Consider the following 14,522-nt stretch of genomic DNA (forward strand, 5'->3'; position numbering starts at 1 on the left):
CGCCGGGAGCAGCCGCCGGCCCGAGCGTCAGACCAGGCTCACCTGGAGATGCTTCACGCCGTTGATCCAGGCCGAGCGCAGCCGCAACGGGTCGCCCACCAGCCGCAGGTCCGGCATCGTGTCGGCGATCGCGTTGAAGATCAGGTCGATCTCCAGGACGGCCAGCGACTTGCCGAGGCAGTAGTGCGGGCCTCCGCCGCCGAAGCCGAGGTGGGGGTTGGGGTCGCGGGTGATGTCGAAGGTGTCGGGGTGGTCGAAGACCTCGGGGTCGTGGTTGGCCGAGGCGTAGAAGATGCCGACCCGGTCGCCCTTCTTGATCCGCTTGCCGCCCAGCTCCGTGTCCTGGGTGGCCGTGCGCTGGAAGGAGTTGACCGGGGTCGCCCAGCGGACGATCTCCTCCGCGGCCGTCGCCGGGCGTTCCGCCTTGTAGAGGTCCCACTGGTCGGGGTGGGTGAGGAACGCGTGCATGCCGTGGGTGATGGCGTTGCGGGTCGTCTCGTTGCCCGCCACCGCCAGCATCAGGACGAAGAAGCCGAACTCGTCGGAGCGGAGGTTGCCTTCGTCCTCCGCCGACACCAGCGTGGTCACGATGTCCTGCGCCGGGCAGTGCTTGCGATCGGCGGCCATGTTCATGGCGTACGCGATGAGTTCGGTGGCCGACTCGGCGCCGACCTCCTCGGTGATCGCGTACTCCGGGTCGTCGTACGAGATCATCTTGTTGGACCAGTCGAAGATCTTGGCCCGGTCGTCCTGCGGGATGCCGATCAGCTCGGCGATGGCCTGCAGGGGCAGTTCGCAGGCGACGGAGGTCACGAAGTCGAAGGGGCCGGGGTGGGCGCGCGCCTCCGACACGATCGACGCCGCCCGCGTCCGCAGCCGCTCCTCCAACGCCCGTATCGCGCGCGGCGTGAAGACCCGCTGGACGATCTGGCGGACCCTCGTGTGTTCCGGCGGGTCCATGTTGAGCAGGATCAGGCGCTGGGCGTCGATCGCGTCCCGCTCGATGTGCTCGTTGAAGCGGATGATCGCGGTGTTGAGGTAGGAGGAGTACAGCTCCGGGTGCGTGGAGACGTACTTGACGTCCGCGTGCCGGGTGACGGCCCAGTACCCCTCGTCCTGGAAACCGGCGACGTTGGACGGCTGCGGGATCCAGCGGACCGGTTCGGCGCGGCGCAGCTCGGCGAACTCCGGCAGGGGCACACGGTGGTGCAGCAGATCGGGGTCGGTGAAGTCGAACCCGTCGGGAAGCGCTGGACAGGACATCGGCGGCTCCGGCCATCTGACGGTCCATCAGTAACGGGGAATCGCCGTGAAGGTAGTAACGGGTTCTACAAGTAGCAAGGGGTACGGCACGCCCAATTGCGTGCAGGACTCGTGCAGATCGCGACTTCGGAGGCTGCACGACCCTTGCGGCAATGGACGGCGGGTCAGCAGACTGCTGCACAGAACTAGAACGCGTACTAGTTCTGCGTGGCGGGCCGGGCCGGGACGCCCCCGCGCCGCGCGGGTAACCCGAGGAGAGGACCCACCCCATGGCCGCGGAACCCGTGATCGTCGAAGCCGTACGCACCCCCATCGGCAAGCGCGGCGGCGCGCTCGCCAACCTCCACCCCGCCTATCTCCTGGGCGAGACCTACCGTGAACTCCTCGGCCGCACCGGCATCCCCGCCGACTGCGTCGAGCAGATCGTCGGCGGCACCGTCACCCACGCCGGCGAGCAGTCCATGAACCCCGCGCGCACCGCGTGGCTGGCCATGGGCCTGCCGTACGAGACGGCCGCCACGACCGTCGACTGCCAGTGCGGCTCCTCCCAGCAGGCCTCCCACATGGTGGCCAACATGGTCGCCTCGGGCGTCATCGACGTCGGCATCAGCTGTGGCGTCGAGGCGATGTCGCGCGTGCCGCTGGGGTCAGGGTCCAAGCACGGGCCCGGGAAGCCGTTCCCAGACGAGTGGAACGTCGACCTGCCCAACCAGTTCGAGGCGGCCGAGCGGATCGCCCGCCACCGCGGTCTGACCCGCGAGAACGTCGACTCCCTCGGCCTCCTCTCCCAGGAACGGGCCGCGAACGCCTGGGCCGAGGAGCGGTTCAAGCGGGAGACCTTCGCCGTCCAGGTGCCCACCACCGAGGACGAGCAGCGGGCCGGGCAGGGCATGTGGCGGCTCGTCGACAAGGACGAAGGGCTGCGCGACACGTCCATGGAGGCGCTCGCCGGACTGAAGCCGATCATGCCTACGGCCGTCCACACGGCGGGCAACTCGTCGCAGATCTCGGACGGTTCGGCCGCCATCCTGTGGGCCTCGAAGCGGATGGCGCGGGCGCTGAAGCTGCGTCCCCGCGCGCGCATCGTCGCTCAGTCGCTGGTGGGCGCCGACCCGCACTTCCACCTCGACGGGCCGATCGACGCGACGCGTGCGGTGCTCGGGAAGGCCGGGATGTCGCTGAAGGACATCGACCTCGTCGAGATCAACGAGGCCTTTGCCTCCGTGGTGCTGAGCTGGGCCCAGGTCTTCGAGCAGGACCTCGCGAAGGTCAACGTGAACGGTGGTGCGATCGCGCTCGGGCATCCGGTGGGCGCCACGGGGGCTCGGCTCATCACGACCGCGCTGCATGAACTGGAGCGCGCGGACAAGGAGTTCGCACTGATCACGATGTGCGCGGGCGGCGGGCTGGCGACGGGAACGATCATCCAGCGGCTGTAGCGCGGCCCGGCCGACCGGCCCGCGTGGGGGGGTGAGGTGTGCACCCCTAGGGAGTGTGACACTTTCCGCGAAGTGTCACACTCCGGCCGCGCGCGGGCACCGAAGGCGGCGTCAGCCGGGCCCGCAAGCGTGACGGCAGCCGGGGCTCAGGCGGGGAAACGCAGAACAGGCCCCGGTGACCGCGGCGCCGGTTCAGGCGCCCGGTTTCACCAGCTCCCGCTCCTCCCCGACGGCGACCTCCTTCACCGTCCGCGCCCGCGGCCCCTGGAACACGTAGGCCAGCCCGAACCCGGCACCGACCGCCGCCGCGCCACCCACCGCGTCGAGGATCCAGTGGTTTCCGGTGACCACGATCGCCGTGAGCGTGAAGAACGGATGCAGCAGCCCCAGCCCCTTCATCCACCACCTCGGCGCGATGATCGCGATGACGAGCCCGCACCACAGGGACCACCCGAAGTGCAGCGACGGCATCGCGGCGTACTGGTTGGTGAGCGCGGTCAGGGTGCCGTAGTCCGGCTTGGAGAAGTCCTGGACGCCGTGGACGGTGTCGATGATGCCGAGGCCCGGCATCAGGCGGGGCGGGGCCAGCGGGTAGAGCCAGAAGCCGACGAGCGCCAGCAGCGTGGTGAGGCCGAGGGAGGCGCGGGCCCAGCGGTAGTCGACCGGGCGGCGCCAGTACAGCACGGCGAGCACGCTCAGCGGGACCACGAAGTGGAAGGACGAGTAGTAGAAGTCGAAGTAGTTCCGCAGCCAGTCGACCTTGACCACGGCGTGGTTGGCCCAGTGCTCGATGTCGATGTGCATGAACCGTTCGATCGACAGGATCTGGTCGCCGTGGTGCTCGGCCGTCGCCCGGCCCGCCGAGTTGCTGCCGCCGGTCGCCGCGAGGCGGACCCGCTGGTACGCGGCGTAGGTGACGCGGATGAGCAGCAGCTCCAGGAGCAGGTTCGGGCGGGTGAGGACGCGGCGCAGGAACGGCAGGAGGGGGATGCGCTGGAAGCGGGCCGGGACGGGTGCGGCGTACTCCGTGGGGATCGGTGCGCGGTAGTACGGGGACGTCCTCGACAGGAACGGGACGGCGGTGGCGGCGGCCAGGGCGGCGAGCAGCACCACGTTGTCGCGGAGCGTGTACAGCGCCGACATGTTCGGCAGCACCATCTTCGCCGGGAGGGTCATGATGATGACCACGGCGACCGGCCAGACGTAGCGGTCGGAGGCGCGCTTGCCGGCCCGGCCGACGATCGCGAGGAGGACCCACAGGAGCTGGTGCTGCCAGGTGGTCGGGGAGACCGCGATCGCCGTGCAGCCGGTGACCGCGACCGCGAGGAGCAGCTGGCCGTCGCGGGCGTAGCGGACCGCCCGGCGCAGGCCGAGGACGACGACCGCCGCGCCGAGGGCGAAGTACAGGCCGATCTCCAGCGGACCGGACAGCCCCAGCCGCAGCAGCGCGCCGTGCAGGGACTGGTTGGCGAGGTCGTCGGCCGGGCCGCCGAGGCCGACGCCCGCCATGTGGTGCACCCAGTAGGTGTACGAGTCGTGCGGCATCGCGGCCCACGCGAGCGCCGTGCACGCGGCGAACGTGGCCCCCGTGGACAGGGCGGCCCGGCGCCGGCCGGTGAACCACAGCAGCGGCGTGAACAGCAGCACCGTCGGCTGGAGCGCGGCGGCGACGCCGATCAGGACGCCGCCGGCGCGCTCGCCGCGGACGGTGAAGCAGCCGGCCAGGACGAGCAGGACGGGGATGATGCCGGTCTGGCCGAGCCAGAAGGCGTTGCGCACCGGCAGCGAGAGCATCAGCAGGCTGATCGCGACGGGCGCGGCCAGGATGGAGGCCCGCCAGGTCACCGGTTTCGGCAGGGCGCCGGCCACGACCAGGCCGAGCGCGACGACGAGCAGCAGCGTGCCGAAGGTCCAGCCCCAGCCGAGCGCCTGTTCGGCCGAACGGGTGAGTGGCTTGAGGACGAGGCCGACGACGGGGGTGCCGGTGAACTGCGTCGAGTCGTACAGCGAGTCCTTCACCCGCAGGACACCGTTGTCGCCGACCCAGGTCTCCAGGTTCGTCAGCCGCTCACCGCGCGGAGTGCTGAGGACGACGGCCACCTGCCGTACGGCGAGGATCGCGGCGACCAGCCACAAGCCCAGGCGGGCCGCGCGCAGGCGTGCCCTGGCCGTACCGACGGCTGTCGCTCCGAACGCACCCGCCGGTCTCCCGCTGTGTTCCGCATTCGCCACGCCTCGTCGGCCTCCCGCCCCGTCCGCCCCACGCGTCTCACGTGTGAGGTCCCTTTGCGAACCCTGTGGGGCTCGCACCGCCCCGGAGAAGGACGCAGGCCATCCCGGCTTCACCTGACGTCCCTTTCTTCTTTTGTTTGGAAGACGATAGTGCGGGGGAGGTGAGGTTGCCTCCGCGGGGCGCGAGATGGATCACACTACGACCGGTTCGTCGCACAAAGAAGGCCGATCGGCTGAAACGCTCCCACGGGGTCACACTGGCAGGGAGCCCGCTTACGGCGACCTTGGTCTGAGAACGGAAGGCAGCAGGCGATGAGCGACTCGCAGCTCTGGGACGACGTCGACTTCTACTTCTCCGCCCACCTCGCACCGGACGACGAGGCCCTGCACGCGGCCCTGCGCGACAGCGAGGCCGCCGAGCTTCCGCATGTCAACGTCACGGCACCGCAGGGCAAGCTGCTCCAGCTCCTCGCCGAGATCCAGGGCGCCCGGCACATCCTGGAGATCGGCACCCTCGGCGGCTACAGCACCATCTGGCTGGCCCGCGCGCTTCCCTCCGACGGCCGCCTGGTCTCCCTGGAGTACAGCCCCAGGCACGCCGAGGTCGCCACCCGCAACATCGCCCGCGCCGGGCTCGACAAGCTCGTCGAGGTGCGGGTCGGCCCGGCCCTGGAGTCGCTGCCCCACCTCGCCGACGAGAACCCGGCCCCCTTCGACCTGGTCTTCATCGACGCCGACAAGGCGAACAACGCGGGTTACGTGGAGTGGGCGCTCAAGCTCACCCGCGCGGGCAGCCTGATCATCGTCGACAACGTCGTCCGGGGCGGCCGGGTCGCCGACGCCGACGACACCTCCCCGGACATCCGCGGCACGCGCGCCGCCCTCGAACTCATCAGCTCCCACCCCAGGCTCAGCGGCACCGCGATCCAGACGGTCGGCAGCAAGGGCTACGACGGTTTCGCGCTGGTACGCGTGCTCGCGTAGGGCCTGTCCGGTACGGGCACCGGCACCGGCACCGGCACGGGCACCGGCACCGGCACTCAAACCTCGTGATAAAAGCCGACGTTGACGCTGCGCGGGCCGGTGCGGTCCACGATGACTATCTCGCCGCTGCCGCCCCTCGGCAGCGGCACGGTCCCGCCGTAGACCAGCGGCTGCGCCTGCCCGTCGGCCGTCAGCCGCACCTCGGAGGACGGTTCGGGCAGGGAGCCGCGCAGCCAGGTCACCTGCCAGGTGCCGTCCGGTCCGCACAGGAACTCCAGGTGGACCCGGGAGACGAACAGCCAGTCCTGTGGCGTCGACAGCCTGCACACCGACTTGTCCCGGCCCACCCGCAGCACGGTGCCCGGGTCACTGGGCGCGTCGGCCATGAGCATGCCGGCCGTGGCGCCCGCGTCCGCCGCGGCGACGGCGGCCATGGTGAGTTCGAGCACGTGCGCTCCTTCGAAGTGTGCTTGCCGGGCAAGTGCCCTTGCCGGGCAAGCGTCCTTATGTAGCCGCCGCATGATAAATCGCCCGACCCCACCGCGTCCGGCACAATGGACTCATGACCGAGCGAAAGCCACCGGGTGTGCCGTTCGAGTCCTGGGTCGACAAGCAGATCCGCGACGCCGAGAGGCGCGGAGAGTTCGCCCGATTGTCGGGTGCCGGCCAGCCGTTGCCGCCGGGCTCCGACACCACGTATGACGAACTGTGGTGGATCAAGGAGAAGTTGGCCCGCGAGGGCCTGTCGGTGCTGCCGCCGTCACTCGCGCTGCGCAAGGAGGCGGAGGACGCGCTCGTGGCGGCGTACGCGGCACCGTCGGAACGGATCGTCCGGAAGATCGTCACGGAGATCAACGTCAAGATCCGCGAGATGATGTTCAAGCCGCCGCCCGGCCCCCCGCTCGGGATGAAGCCGTACGACGTCGAGGACGTCGTACGGCAGTGGCGGGAGCGCCGGCCGGCGGATGGCCCAGTCGACTCAGATGCGTAGCAGCCGTTCCGCGAGTTCGCGGTAGTCCCGCAGCGCCAGGCGGAGTTGTTCCGTGTCCGCGGTTGCCGCGGTTGCCGTGGGCTGGGCCTCCTCGGTGGACTGCCAGGTCCGGCGCAGGGTGCGTCGGCGCTGGGTCAGGGAGTCGGTGACGCGGCCGGTGATCTCCTCGACCACCCGGTCGACCTCCTCCACGGAGGCCCGGGGGCCGTCGACGAATCCGGAGACCGCGTGCTGAAGCCGCTCCGTGAGCTTGTCGCTCTCTTCGTGCGGGAGGAGCGGGGGTGTCGCTTCCGGCATGTTCTTCACGTCCTCAACTCCTTTGCAGCTGGTGCGTGTCGGCCAGGTCCTCGAACAGCTTCCGGGCCTCGATCAGGGCCTCCCGCATCTCCTCCGTGCCGGCGCGGCTGTCTCCGTCGGCGCCCGTGGGGGCGTACGCGACACGGTGGACGCTCCGGTAGCCGTGCACGTGGTCCGCGTGGTGCACGGACAGCGCGGCGAGCTGGTCGTCGTAGTGCTCGCCGTCCGGGAAACCGCGGAGCGTCGCCAGCTCCGCCAGCAGCCGGTCCGCCTCGGTGACCGCCCCGCGCGGGGATTCGACGAAGTGCTCCTGCACGGCCGTCCAGCGGGCGGCGTACTGCTCACGAGCGGCGGGCTCCAGCGGCCGCTCCCGCAGCCCACCGTGCGCTCGACCCTCCCCCAGGCCAGCTCGCGCTCGGCGGCCCGCGCGTCCCCGTCGTGCCGGGCCACGGTCCGGTCGTACTCGGGCCCGAAGCGCTTCTTCAGGTCCCTGCCGCCGAGCGAACCCCGGCCGCGCAGGGTCAGACAGACGGCCGCGCCGATGACGGCGACCGCCACGATCACGATCAGAGCGATGATCACGCCAGACATGAATGCCTTCCGGGTTCTCGACCCACCCCGACTCTCCCTACGAGCCGGTCCCCCACCCGAGTTGCCCCAACCCCCCACCTCAAACGGCCTTCGCAAGCAACACCGACAATGACCGGCATGCCCTCCTGGACCATCGCCCCCGAACCCGTCGACTCCCCCGCCGCCGCCGCGCTCTGGCGGGCGTACTACACGGAGGTCAGCGACCGCTGGTACCTCCTGCACGAGGGCCACCCCACCGACCCGGCAGAACTGGAACGCGAGATCACCGCCAGCACCGGCGAGGAACTCGCCCCACCGGGAGGCCGGTTGCTGTTGGCGCGGTACGGGGGCGAGCCCGCGGGAACGGCGGGCGTACGGCTGCTGGACGCGACGACCGCCGAGCTCAAGCGGGTCTTCGTACGGAAGGAGTTACGCGGCCAGGGCGGCGCCCCGCTCCTCGTAAGGGCGGCGGAGAACGCCGCCCGTGCCCTCGGCGCCGAACGCATGATCCTCGACACCCGCCACGACCTCGTCGAGGCCCGCGCCCTGTACACCCGCCTCGGCTACGAGGAGACCGAGCCGCACAACGACGACGCATACGCCGAGCACTGGTTCAGCAAGAAGCTGAGGGGCCTTCCCAGTGCCGGGTGACTCCACCTCTCACACCCGGCTCCTTCAACTGGTCCGCGGCGTCGAGCCGTTGTGTGGGCGTTCTCGTTCTGAGCCGCACAGCTCGTCGTTGAGGTCCTTGACCAGTTGGGTCAGGTCGGTGGGGCGGTCGGGGGTCCACCAGTTGCCCAGGAGGTCGGCGAGGGAGTCCTGGCGGGCCTGGGCGAGGCGTTCGGCGACCGCGCTGCCGCGGTCGGTCAGGACGAGGTCCATGCCTTCGCGGACGGCGAGCCTCCGCTCCTCGACCTGACGCGCGGCTTCGAGGATGACGGTGAGCGGCACGGAGGTGCGCTCGGCGAGGACGCCGGGCTCCGCCCAGCCGTACTTCTTGATCCGCAGCAGCAGCCAACTCGCGGCCGGCAGCAGGTCGTACCCCGCCCGTTCGGTGATCGTCCGATAGATCTCGCGCCGCCCCTCCCGCGTCCCGAGCACCGACAGCGCCCGGCACACCTCGTCCCGCGACGACCGCTCGACCGGGTTGCTGGCCAGCGTCTCCGTGAGGTCGGGCGCCGTCACCGACCCGCGCAGCCGGTCCTCCTTGAGGAACCAGGCGAGGACGAAGCCGAGGAGGGCGACGGGCGCGGCGTACAGGAAGACATCGGTGATCGATGTCGCGTACGCGTCCAGCGCCAACGGCCGTAGTGCCGCGGGCAGTTCCGCGATGCCGCGCGAGTCCGCCGTCAGCCCGTCCACCGTGATCCCGGGCGGCAGCTGCACGCCCCGGAACGCGTCCGTGAGCTTGTCGCCGAGGCGGTTCGTGAAGACCGTGCCGAAGATCGCCACGCCGAACGACGCCCCGATGGAACGGAAGAAGGTCGCACCGGACGTGGCGACGCCCAGATCCTCGTACGACACCGCGTTCTGCACGATCAGCACCAGCACCTGCATGACCAGGCCCAGCCCGAGACCGAAGACGAAGAAGAACGTGCTCATCTCGGCCGTCGAGCTGTGCTCGTCGAGCTGGTGGAGGAGGAGCAGGCCCAGCGTCGTGACACCGGTGCCCGCGACGGGGAACACCTTCCAGCGGCCGGTGCGGCTGACGACCTGCCCGGACGCGGTCGACGCCAGCAGCAGGCCGAACACCATCGGCAGCATGTGCACACCGGACACGGTCGGGCTGACGCCCTGCACGACCTGGAGGAACGTCGGCAGATAGGTCATCGCGCCGAACATCGCGAAGCCGACGATGAAGCTGATGACGGCGGAGAGGGTGAAGGTGCGGATCCGGAAGAGCTTCAGCGGGAGGACCGGTTCGGCCGCCCGGCGCTCCACCGCCACGAACGCCACGGCGAGCACGACCCCGAGCACCGCCAGGCCCACGATCTGCGGCGAACCCCAACTCCACGTCGTACCGCCGAGGGAGGCCACCAGCACCAGGCAGGTGGCGACCGACGCGATCAGGAACGTACCGAGGTAGTCGATGACGTGCTTGGCCGCCCGGCGCGGGATGTGCAGGGCCACCGCGATGACGGCGAGCGCGACGACACCGATCGGCAGATTGACGTAGAACACCCAGCGCCAGCTCAGATGTTCGGTGAACAGCCCGCCCAGCAGCGGCCCGAGCACACTCGTCGCACCGAAGACCGCGCCGAACAGCCCCTGATAGCGCCCGCGTTCACGCGGTGGCACCAGGTCCCCCACGATGGCCATCGACAGCACCATCAACCCGCCGCCACCAAGCCCCTGAAGCGCCCGGAACGCGATCAGCTCGGACATGCTTTGCGCCATTCCGCACAACGCCGAACCGATCAGAAAGATCACGATCGCTATCTGGAACAGCCGCTTCCGACCGTACTGGTCACCGAGCTTGCCCCACAGCGGAGTCGCCGCCGTCGACGCCAGCAAGTACGCCGTGACCACCCACGACAGGTGATCGAGACCGCCGAGGTCGCTGACGATGGTCGGCAGCGCGGTCGACACGATGGTCTGGTCGAGGGCCGCGAGCAGCATCCCGAGGAGCAGGGCGCCGATCGGGACGAGGACGTTCACGGAGACGTTCTCACTGTCGGCGACCCCCTTCTTCGGGGGTCGCTTCGGGGGTTGGCCGTCTTCCACGTTCCCCGTCCTACCGTGCACATCCCTGGTCATGAAGACCTCCCGCGATTCTCGTTACCCTCCATCGTGGCCGGTGTGACCGGTTATGGCCTGTTCAATCTCGGTGGAAGGCGTTATTCCGGGGCGTGTGTGGGACGTGTGGAGAAAGGGTCTGCATAATCGCTGGAGTTCGCAAGGGGAGGGAACGACAGCGTGGCAGAGCCGAAGGGTCACCAATGCCCGGAGTGCGGGGCGCCCAGGGGACCTGACAACACCCCGTCCTGCGCCTGCACCGAGCGCGCGGCAGAGGCCCTGCGTGATGTGCGTACGGCGGAGGCGGCAGCGGCGGAGGACTTCGATCCGCTGCGTATCCGGCCGTACGTCGAACTGGAGAGCGCGTCGGAAGGCGTGTCGGAGAGCGTGTCGGAGGGCGCGCAGGGCATCGCCGGCCCGAACCGGGGACCGGGACCGGGCCCGAACGCGGGCTCCACAATGCCGTTACCGGCCCCGCCGCCGGAGACGCCGCCACCGGCCGAACCCGGCGACGCCGATCTGAGCCTGTTCCCGGGTGACCCGGCCGACGAACCGCCCCGCCGCCCCCGCCGCACGCTCGTGTTCGGCGTCGCGGGTGCCCTCGTCACCGTCGTCACGGCGGTGGGGCTGGCGAGCGGGCTCTTCTCGTACGACACCCCGACCCGGGACGACGCCCTGCCGGAGGACATCAGGGCGAGCGTGCCGGGCACCACGACCAGCGCGGCATCCGAGTCACCGTCCGCGAGCGCCACGTCCGCACAGTCGCCGTCCGCGGCACCGTCCCCGTCGCCCACCGCGAGCCGCTCCCCTTCCCCGGCCCCGACCCGCTCGAACGTCCCCCCACCGACCCCGACCGGCGGGTCCACGCCGACGACGACCGCGCCGACAGCCAGCGCGAGCGGCTCCGCGGGCGCACCGGAAGAGGACCCGGAAGGAGAGGACCCCGTCCTGAGCCGCGGCGACGAGGGACCGGAAGTCCTCGAACTCGAACTACGGCTGACCGAACGCGACTTCTACACGAGGGAAGCCCAGGGCAAGTACAACGAGGGCGTCGAGGACGCGGTCCGCGCCTACCAACTGGCCGAGGTCATCGTCCCCCAGCAGTACGGCGTCTACGACCTCGAAACCCGGGAACGCCTGGAGTCGGAAACGGCGGAGCCGTGAACGGGCCTGGCCCCGCAGGCAGTCGCACCCACCCACCCACCCACCCGCCCACCCACCCAGCCTGCGGGCAGTCGTGCCGCCTGGGGCGATGGGGGTCCCCCCGCGCGAGCGAAGCCGAGAGTGGGGGAGGGTGGGCGCAGGCGGCGCCCCGCACGCGCGGGCAAGCGACCCCACCCCACACCGGCCCCCACACCGGCACCGGGCACCGGGCACCGGGCACCGGGCACCGGGCACCGGGCACCGGGCACCCAGAACAACACCCGCGCCCTACCCGACGTACACCCGAAGCGTCCCGTCCCCCACACCCGTCACCCGCACCTGAGTAAGGTCCCGCACCACCGCGTCCGGCCCATGGAACCCGGCCCGCTCCCCGACCCCGACCACCCGCATCCCCGCCGCCCGGCCCGCCTGTATGCCGGCCGCGGAGTCCTCGAAGACGATGCAGTCGGCCGGGGCGACGCCCAGTTCCGCGGCGCCCTTGAGGAAGCCCTCCGGGTCGGGCTTGCTGGCGCCGACGGACTCGGCGGTGATGCGCAGGTCGGGCAGGGCAAGTCCGGCGGCGGCCATCCGGGCGGTGGAGAGGGCGACGTCGGCGGAGGTGACGAGGGCATGCGGCAGCCCCCGCAGTGAGGCCAGGAACTCCGCGGCGCCGGGGATGGCGACGACGCCGCCCGTGTCGGCGGTCTCCTCGGCGAGCATGCGCGCATTGTCGGCGTGGTTGCGCTCCACGGGCCGGTCGGGCAGCAGCAGCGCCATCGTGGCGTACCCCTGCCGGCCGTGGGCGACCTTCATGACCTCCTCCGCGTCGAGCCCGTTCCGCTCGGCCCAGCGCCGCCAGATCCGCTCGACGACGGCGTCGGAGTTGACGAGGGTGCCGTCCATGTCGAGGAGCAGGGCGCGGGCGGTGAGCACGGTCGTGGCCGTCATCGGCAACTCCAAGGCGCGGAAGGGAAGGTGGATCGGGACGAAGGAGGCAACCGGAACGAAAAAGACAAAGCGGGCCCGCCCGCCGGTCAGGGAAAACGGGCGGATCCACTTTGTTTCCCCACGGTACAAAATACGGCCGCTTCACGCCACCACCTTCGGGAAGGGTTCACCCCCCCGTTCAGCTCAGCCGGCCAGCTCAGCCGGTCACCGCTTCCCCGAGACTCCACGCCCCGAGCCCCAGCATCAGCAGCGCCGCGATCTTGGTGATCAGCGCCAGCGGAACCCGCTTCATGAGCGCCTTCCCACCGACGATCCCGATTCCGGCGACCGCCCACAGCGCGAGTACCGCGCCGAGCCCGACGGAGAGGGGGTCGTCGTACTGGGCGGCGAGATTCGCCGTCATGATCTGCGTCAGATCACCGAACTCGGCGACCAGGATGAGCATGAAACCGGCCCCGGACACCTTCCAGAAGGACTGGTTCTCCGGCTCGCGAATCTCCGCGCCGCCATCGGCCCCAGCCCTCGCCATCAGCAACAGAACCGCCCCGCCGAGGAACAGCGCCCCGGTCAGCGCGTGCAGGATCCGCTGCGGCAGCAGGGTCAGCACACTGCCCGCCGCGACGGCCAGCACGACATGCAGCGCGAACGCGGCGGCGACGCCGACGAAGACGTACGAGGCACGGTAGCGGGTGCCGAGGACGAGGCCGGCGAGTGCGGTCTTGTCCGGCAGTTCGGCGAGGAAGACGACGCCGAACACCAGGGCGAGGACGGTGAAGCTGATCAAGGTTCCTCAATCGGTCGGGGCTGCCCCGCCGAGAGTGCTATGTCACATGCGACACCTCGGCACGGCAGCGCACGCGACGCCCGTGCCGTACGACACAGGCGGTGCACTGCTTGCCGAAGGTCTCGCTGGCCGGCCTCACACCTGAGGCCCGCCTCCGGGCGCCGGCTCAGACGAGCTGAGCAGTGTGTCGACGGTCCGGCGAAGAGCTACTCCCCTTCTGCGTCATCCATCGTACGGGACGACCGACGGACCAGAAAGTTCGGTTCTCAACCTTGATTTGACATGTGCGCGTCTTTAACTTCTTACCAAACGAACACCTGAACGCAACACGGCGTCGCGAGCATTGCCCCGCCAGCGCCCAACACCCCCACGATTCAAGGGAGTTCGCATGCCGAAGTTCTACGCGCGTCGACAGTACACCATACTCGCGGCGCTCACCGGACTCATAGGCTCGGTCGCGCTTTTCAACAGCCCGACCGCCTCCGCCGCCCTCCCCACCCCCGTCAGCGGCGCCACCGCGCGCAGCTACCTCGCCTCGCTCACCGTGGCGACCGAAGACCGCACCGGCTACGACCGCGACCTGTTCCCGCACTGGATCACCCAGTCCGGCAACTGCAACACCCGTGAGGTCGTCCTGGATCGCGACGGTACGAACGTCGTCCAGGACTCCTCCTGCGCCGCCACCAGCGGCAGCTGGTACTCCCCCTACGACGGCGCCACCTGGTCCGCCGCCTCCGACGTCGACATCGACCACCTCGTCCCGCTGGCCGAGGCCTGGGACTCCGGCGCCGACAGCTGGACCACCTCCCGCCGCCAGTCCTTCGCCAACGACCTGACCCGCCCGCAGCTCATCGCCGTCACGGACAACGTCAACCAGTCCAAGGGCGACCAGGACCCGGCCACCTGGATGCCGTCCGTCTCCTCCTACCGCTGCACCTACGCCCGCGCCTGGGTCCAGGTGAAGTACTACTACGGCCTCTCGGTGGACTCCGCCGAGAAGAGCGCGCTCACGAACTACCTGTCCGGCTGCTGAAACCCACGGGCCGACAGCGCGGATTCCGTACCGGAACCTCCCCGCTGACCTCCGTCGTTCCGTACCGTACGGGGCGACGGAGGAGGCGCACCGAAGGGGCGC

General features: G+C 70.3%; 13 protein-coding genes and 1 pseudogene. 6 read left to right on the plus strand and 8 right to left on the minus strand.

Annotation, left to right across the window (positions count from 1 at the left end; translation table 11 throughout):
• Positions 1-27: 27 nt before the first annotated feature.
• Positions 28-1,263: a cytochrome P450 gene (locus GFH49_RS10575; RefSeq protein ID WP_155055577.1), complete on the minus strand. Its 1,236-nt coding sequence runs from the start codon at positions 1,261-1,263 to the stop codon at positions 28-30.
• Positions 1,264-1,532: 269 nt separating this feature from the next.
• On the opposite strand from GFH49_RS10575, the gene GFH49_RS10580 reads away from it, so the two are divergent.
• Complete coding sequence (locus tag GFH49_RS10580; RefSeq protein ID WP_155055578.1) at positions 1,533-2,702, plus strand: steroid 3-ketoacyl-CoA thiolase; 1,170 nt, start codon at positions 1,533-1,535, stop codon at positions 2,700-2,702.
• 192 nt (positions 2,703-2,894) lie between these two features.
• On the opposite strand, the gene GFH49_RS10585 is transcribed toward GFH49_RS10580, so the two are convergent.
• Positions 2,895-4,934 carry a bifunctional glycosyltransferase 87/phosphatase PAP2 family protein gene (locus GFH49_RS10585; RefSeq protein ID WP_196217926.1) on the minus strand — a complete coding sequence of 680 codons (2,040 nt, stop codon included), beginning with the start codon at positions 4,932-4,934 and terminating at the stop codon, positions 2,895-2,897.
• Between the two features lie 312 nt (positions 4,935-5,246).
• Between GFH49_RS10585 and GFH49_RS10590 the strand changes: the two genes are divergently transcribed.
• Positions 5,247-5,918 carry an O-methyltransferase gene (locus GFH49_RS10590; RefSeq protein WP_155055580.1) on the plus strand — a complete coding sequence of 224 codons (672 nt, stop codon included), beginning with the start codon at positions 5,247-5,249 and terminating at the stop codon, positions 5,916-5,918.
• Between the two features lie 56 nt (positions 5,919-5,974).
• On the opposite strand, the gene GFH49_RS10595 is transcribed toward GFH49_RS10590, so the two are convergent.
• Positions 5,975-6,367 carry a hypothetical protein gene (locus GFH49_RS10595; protein WP_155055581.1) on the minus strand — a complete coding sequence of 131 codons (393 nt, stop codon included), beginning with the start codon at positions 6,365-6,367 and terminating at the stop codon, positions 5,975-5,977.
• 113 nt (positions 6,368-6,480) lie between these two features.
• Between GFH49_RS10595 and GFH49_RS10600 the strand changes: the two genes are divergently transcribed.
• Positions 6,481-6,909 (plus strand): DnaJ family domain-containing protein, encoded by a 429-nt coding sequence (locus tag GFH49_RS10600; protein WP_155055582.1) that lies wholly within the window; start codon positions 6,481-6,483, stop codon positions 6,907-6,909.
• On the opposite strand, the gene GFH49_RS10605 is transcribed toward GFH49_RS10600, so the two are convergent.
• Together GFH49_RS10605 and GFH49_RS10610 are read right to left on the minus strand one after the other, a co-directional pair.
• Positions 6,898-7,215, minus strand: a complete 318-nt coding sequence (locus GFH49_RS10605) for a hypothetical protein (RefSeq protein ID WP_155055583.1) — start codon at positions 7,213-7,215, stop codon at positions 6,898-6,900. The genes GFH49_RS10600 and GFH49_RS10605 overlap by 12 nt on opposite strands.
• A gap of 34 nt (positions 7,216-7,249) precedes the next feature.
• Positions 7,250-7,797: pseudogene (locus tag GFH49_RS10610) on the minus strand (hypothetical protein); the annotation flags it as partial.
• A 108-nt stretch (positions 7,798-7,905) separates the two neighbouring features.
• Here GFH49_RS10610 and GFH49_RS10615 point away from each other — a divergent pair.
• Positions 7,906-8,427 (plus strand): GNAT family N-acetyltransferase, encoded by a 522-nt coding sequence (locus GFH49_RS10615; RefSeq protein ID WP_155055584.1) that lies wholly within the window; start codon positions 7,906-7,908, stop codon positions 8,425-8,427.
• 24 nt (positions 8,428-8,451) lie between these two features.
• Here GFH49_RS10615 and GFH49_RS10620 read toward each other — a convergent pair whose 3' ends face one another.
• Positions 8,452-10,533, minus strand: a complete 2,082-nt coding sequence (locus tag GFH49_RS10620) for an MDR family MFS transporter (protein WP_155055585.1) — start codon at positions 10,531-10,533, stop codon at positions 8,452-8,454.
• A gap of 159 nt (positions 10,534-10,692) precedes the next feature.
• Between GFH49_RS10620 and GFH49_RS10625 the strand changes: the two genes are divergently transcribed.
• Positions 10,693-11,676 (plus strand): peptidoglycan-binding domain-containing protein, encoded by a 984-nt coding sequence (locus GFH49_RS10625; RefSeq protein WP_155055586.1) that lies wholly within the window; start codon positions 10,693-10,695, stop codon positions 11,674-11,676.
• A 267-nt stretch (positions 11,677-11,943) separates the two neighbouring features.
• Here GFH49_RS10625 and GFH49_RS10630 read toward each other — a convergent pair whose 3' ends face one another.
• Complete coding sequence (locus GFH49_RS10630) at positions 11,944-12,603, minus strand: HAD family hydrolase (protein WP_196217927.1); 660 nt, start codon at positions 12,601-12,603, stop codon at positions 11,944-11,946.
• 196 nt (positions 12,604-12,799) lie between these two features.
• Positions 12,800-13,387, minus strand: coding sequence for a TMEM165/GDT1 family protein (locus GFH49_RS10635; RefSeq protein ID WP_155055587.1), 588 nt, complete (start codon positions 13,385-13,387; stop codon positions 12,800-12,802).
• A 388-nt stretch (positions 13,388-13,775) separates the two neighbouring features.
• Here GFH49_RS10635 and GFH49_RS10640 point away from each other — a divergent pair, with 388 nt between their 5' ends.
• The gene (locus GFH49_RS10640; RefSeq protein ID WP_155055588.1) at positions 13,776-14,420 is read left to right on the plus strand and encodes an HNH endonuclease family protein; all 645 of its coding nucleotides are present in this window, start codon (positions 13,776-13,778) and stop codon (positions 14,418-14,420) included.
• Positions 14,421-14,522: the final 102 nt, after the last annotated feature.

Source organism: Streptomyces blattellae, from assembly GCF_009709555.1.
GTDB classification, from domain to species: Bacteria; Actinomycetota; Actinomycetes; order Streptomycetales; family Streptomycetaceae; genus Streptomyces; species Streptomyces blattellae.

Bases quoted from the DNA above. Each gene is read 5' to 3' on its own strand.
- GFH49_RS10575 (WP_155055577.1), bottom strand. From the start codon at position 1,263: ATGTCCTGTCCAGCGCTTCCCGACGGGTTCGACTTCACCGACCCCGAT.
- GFH49_RS10580 (WP_155055578.1), top strand. From the start codon at position 1,533: ATGGCCGCGGAACCCGTGATCGTCGAAGCCGTACGCACCCCCATCGGC.
- GFH49_RS10590 (WP_155055580.1), top strand. From the start codon at position 5,247: ATGAGCGACTCGCAGCTCTGGGACGACGTCGACTTCTACTTCTCCGCC.
- GFH49_RS10600 (WP_155055582.1), top strand. From the start codon at position 6,481: ATGACCGAGCGAAAGCCACCGGGTGTGCCGTTCGAGTCCTGGGTCGAC.
- GFH49_RS10615 (WP_155055584.1), top strand. From the start codon at position 7,906: ATGACCGGCATGCCCTCCTGGACCATCGCCCCCGAACCCGTCGACTCC.
- GFH49_RS10620 (WP_155055585.1), bottom strand. From the start codon at position 10,533: ATGACCAGGGATGTGCACGGTAGGACGGGGAACGTGGAAGACGGCCAA.
- GFH49_RS10630 (WP_196217927.1), bottom strand. From the start codon at position 12,603: ATGACGGCCACGACCGTGCTCACCGCCCGCGCCCTGCTCCTCGACATG.
- GFH49_RS10640 (WP_155055588.1), top strand. From the start codon at position 13,776: ATGCCGAAGTTCTACGCGCGTCGACAGTACACCATACTCGCGGCGCTC.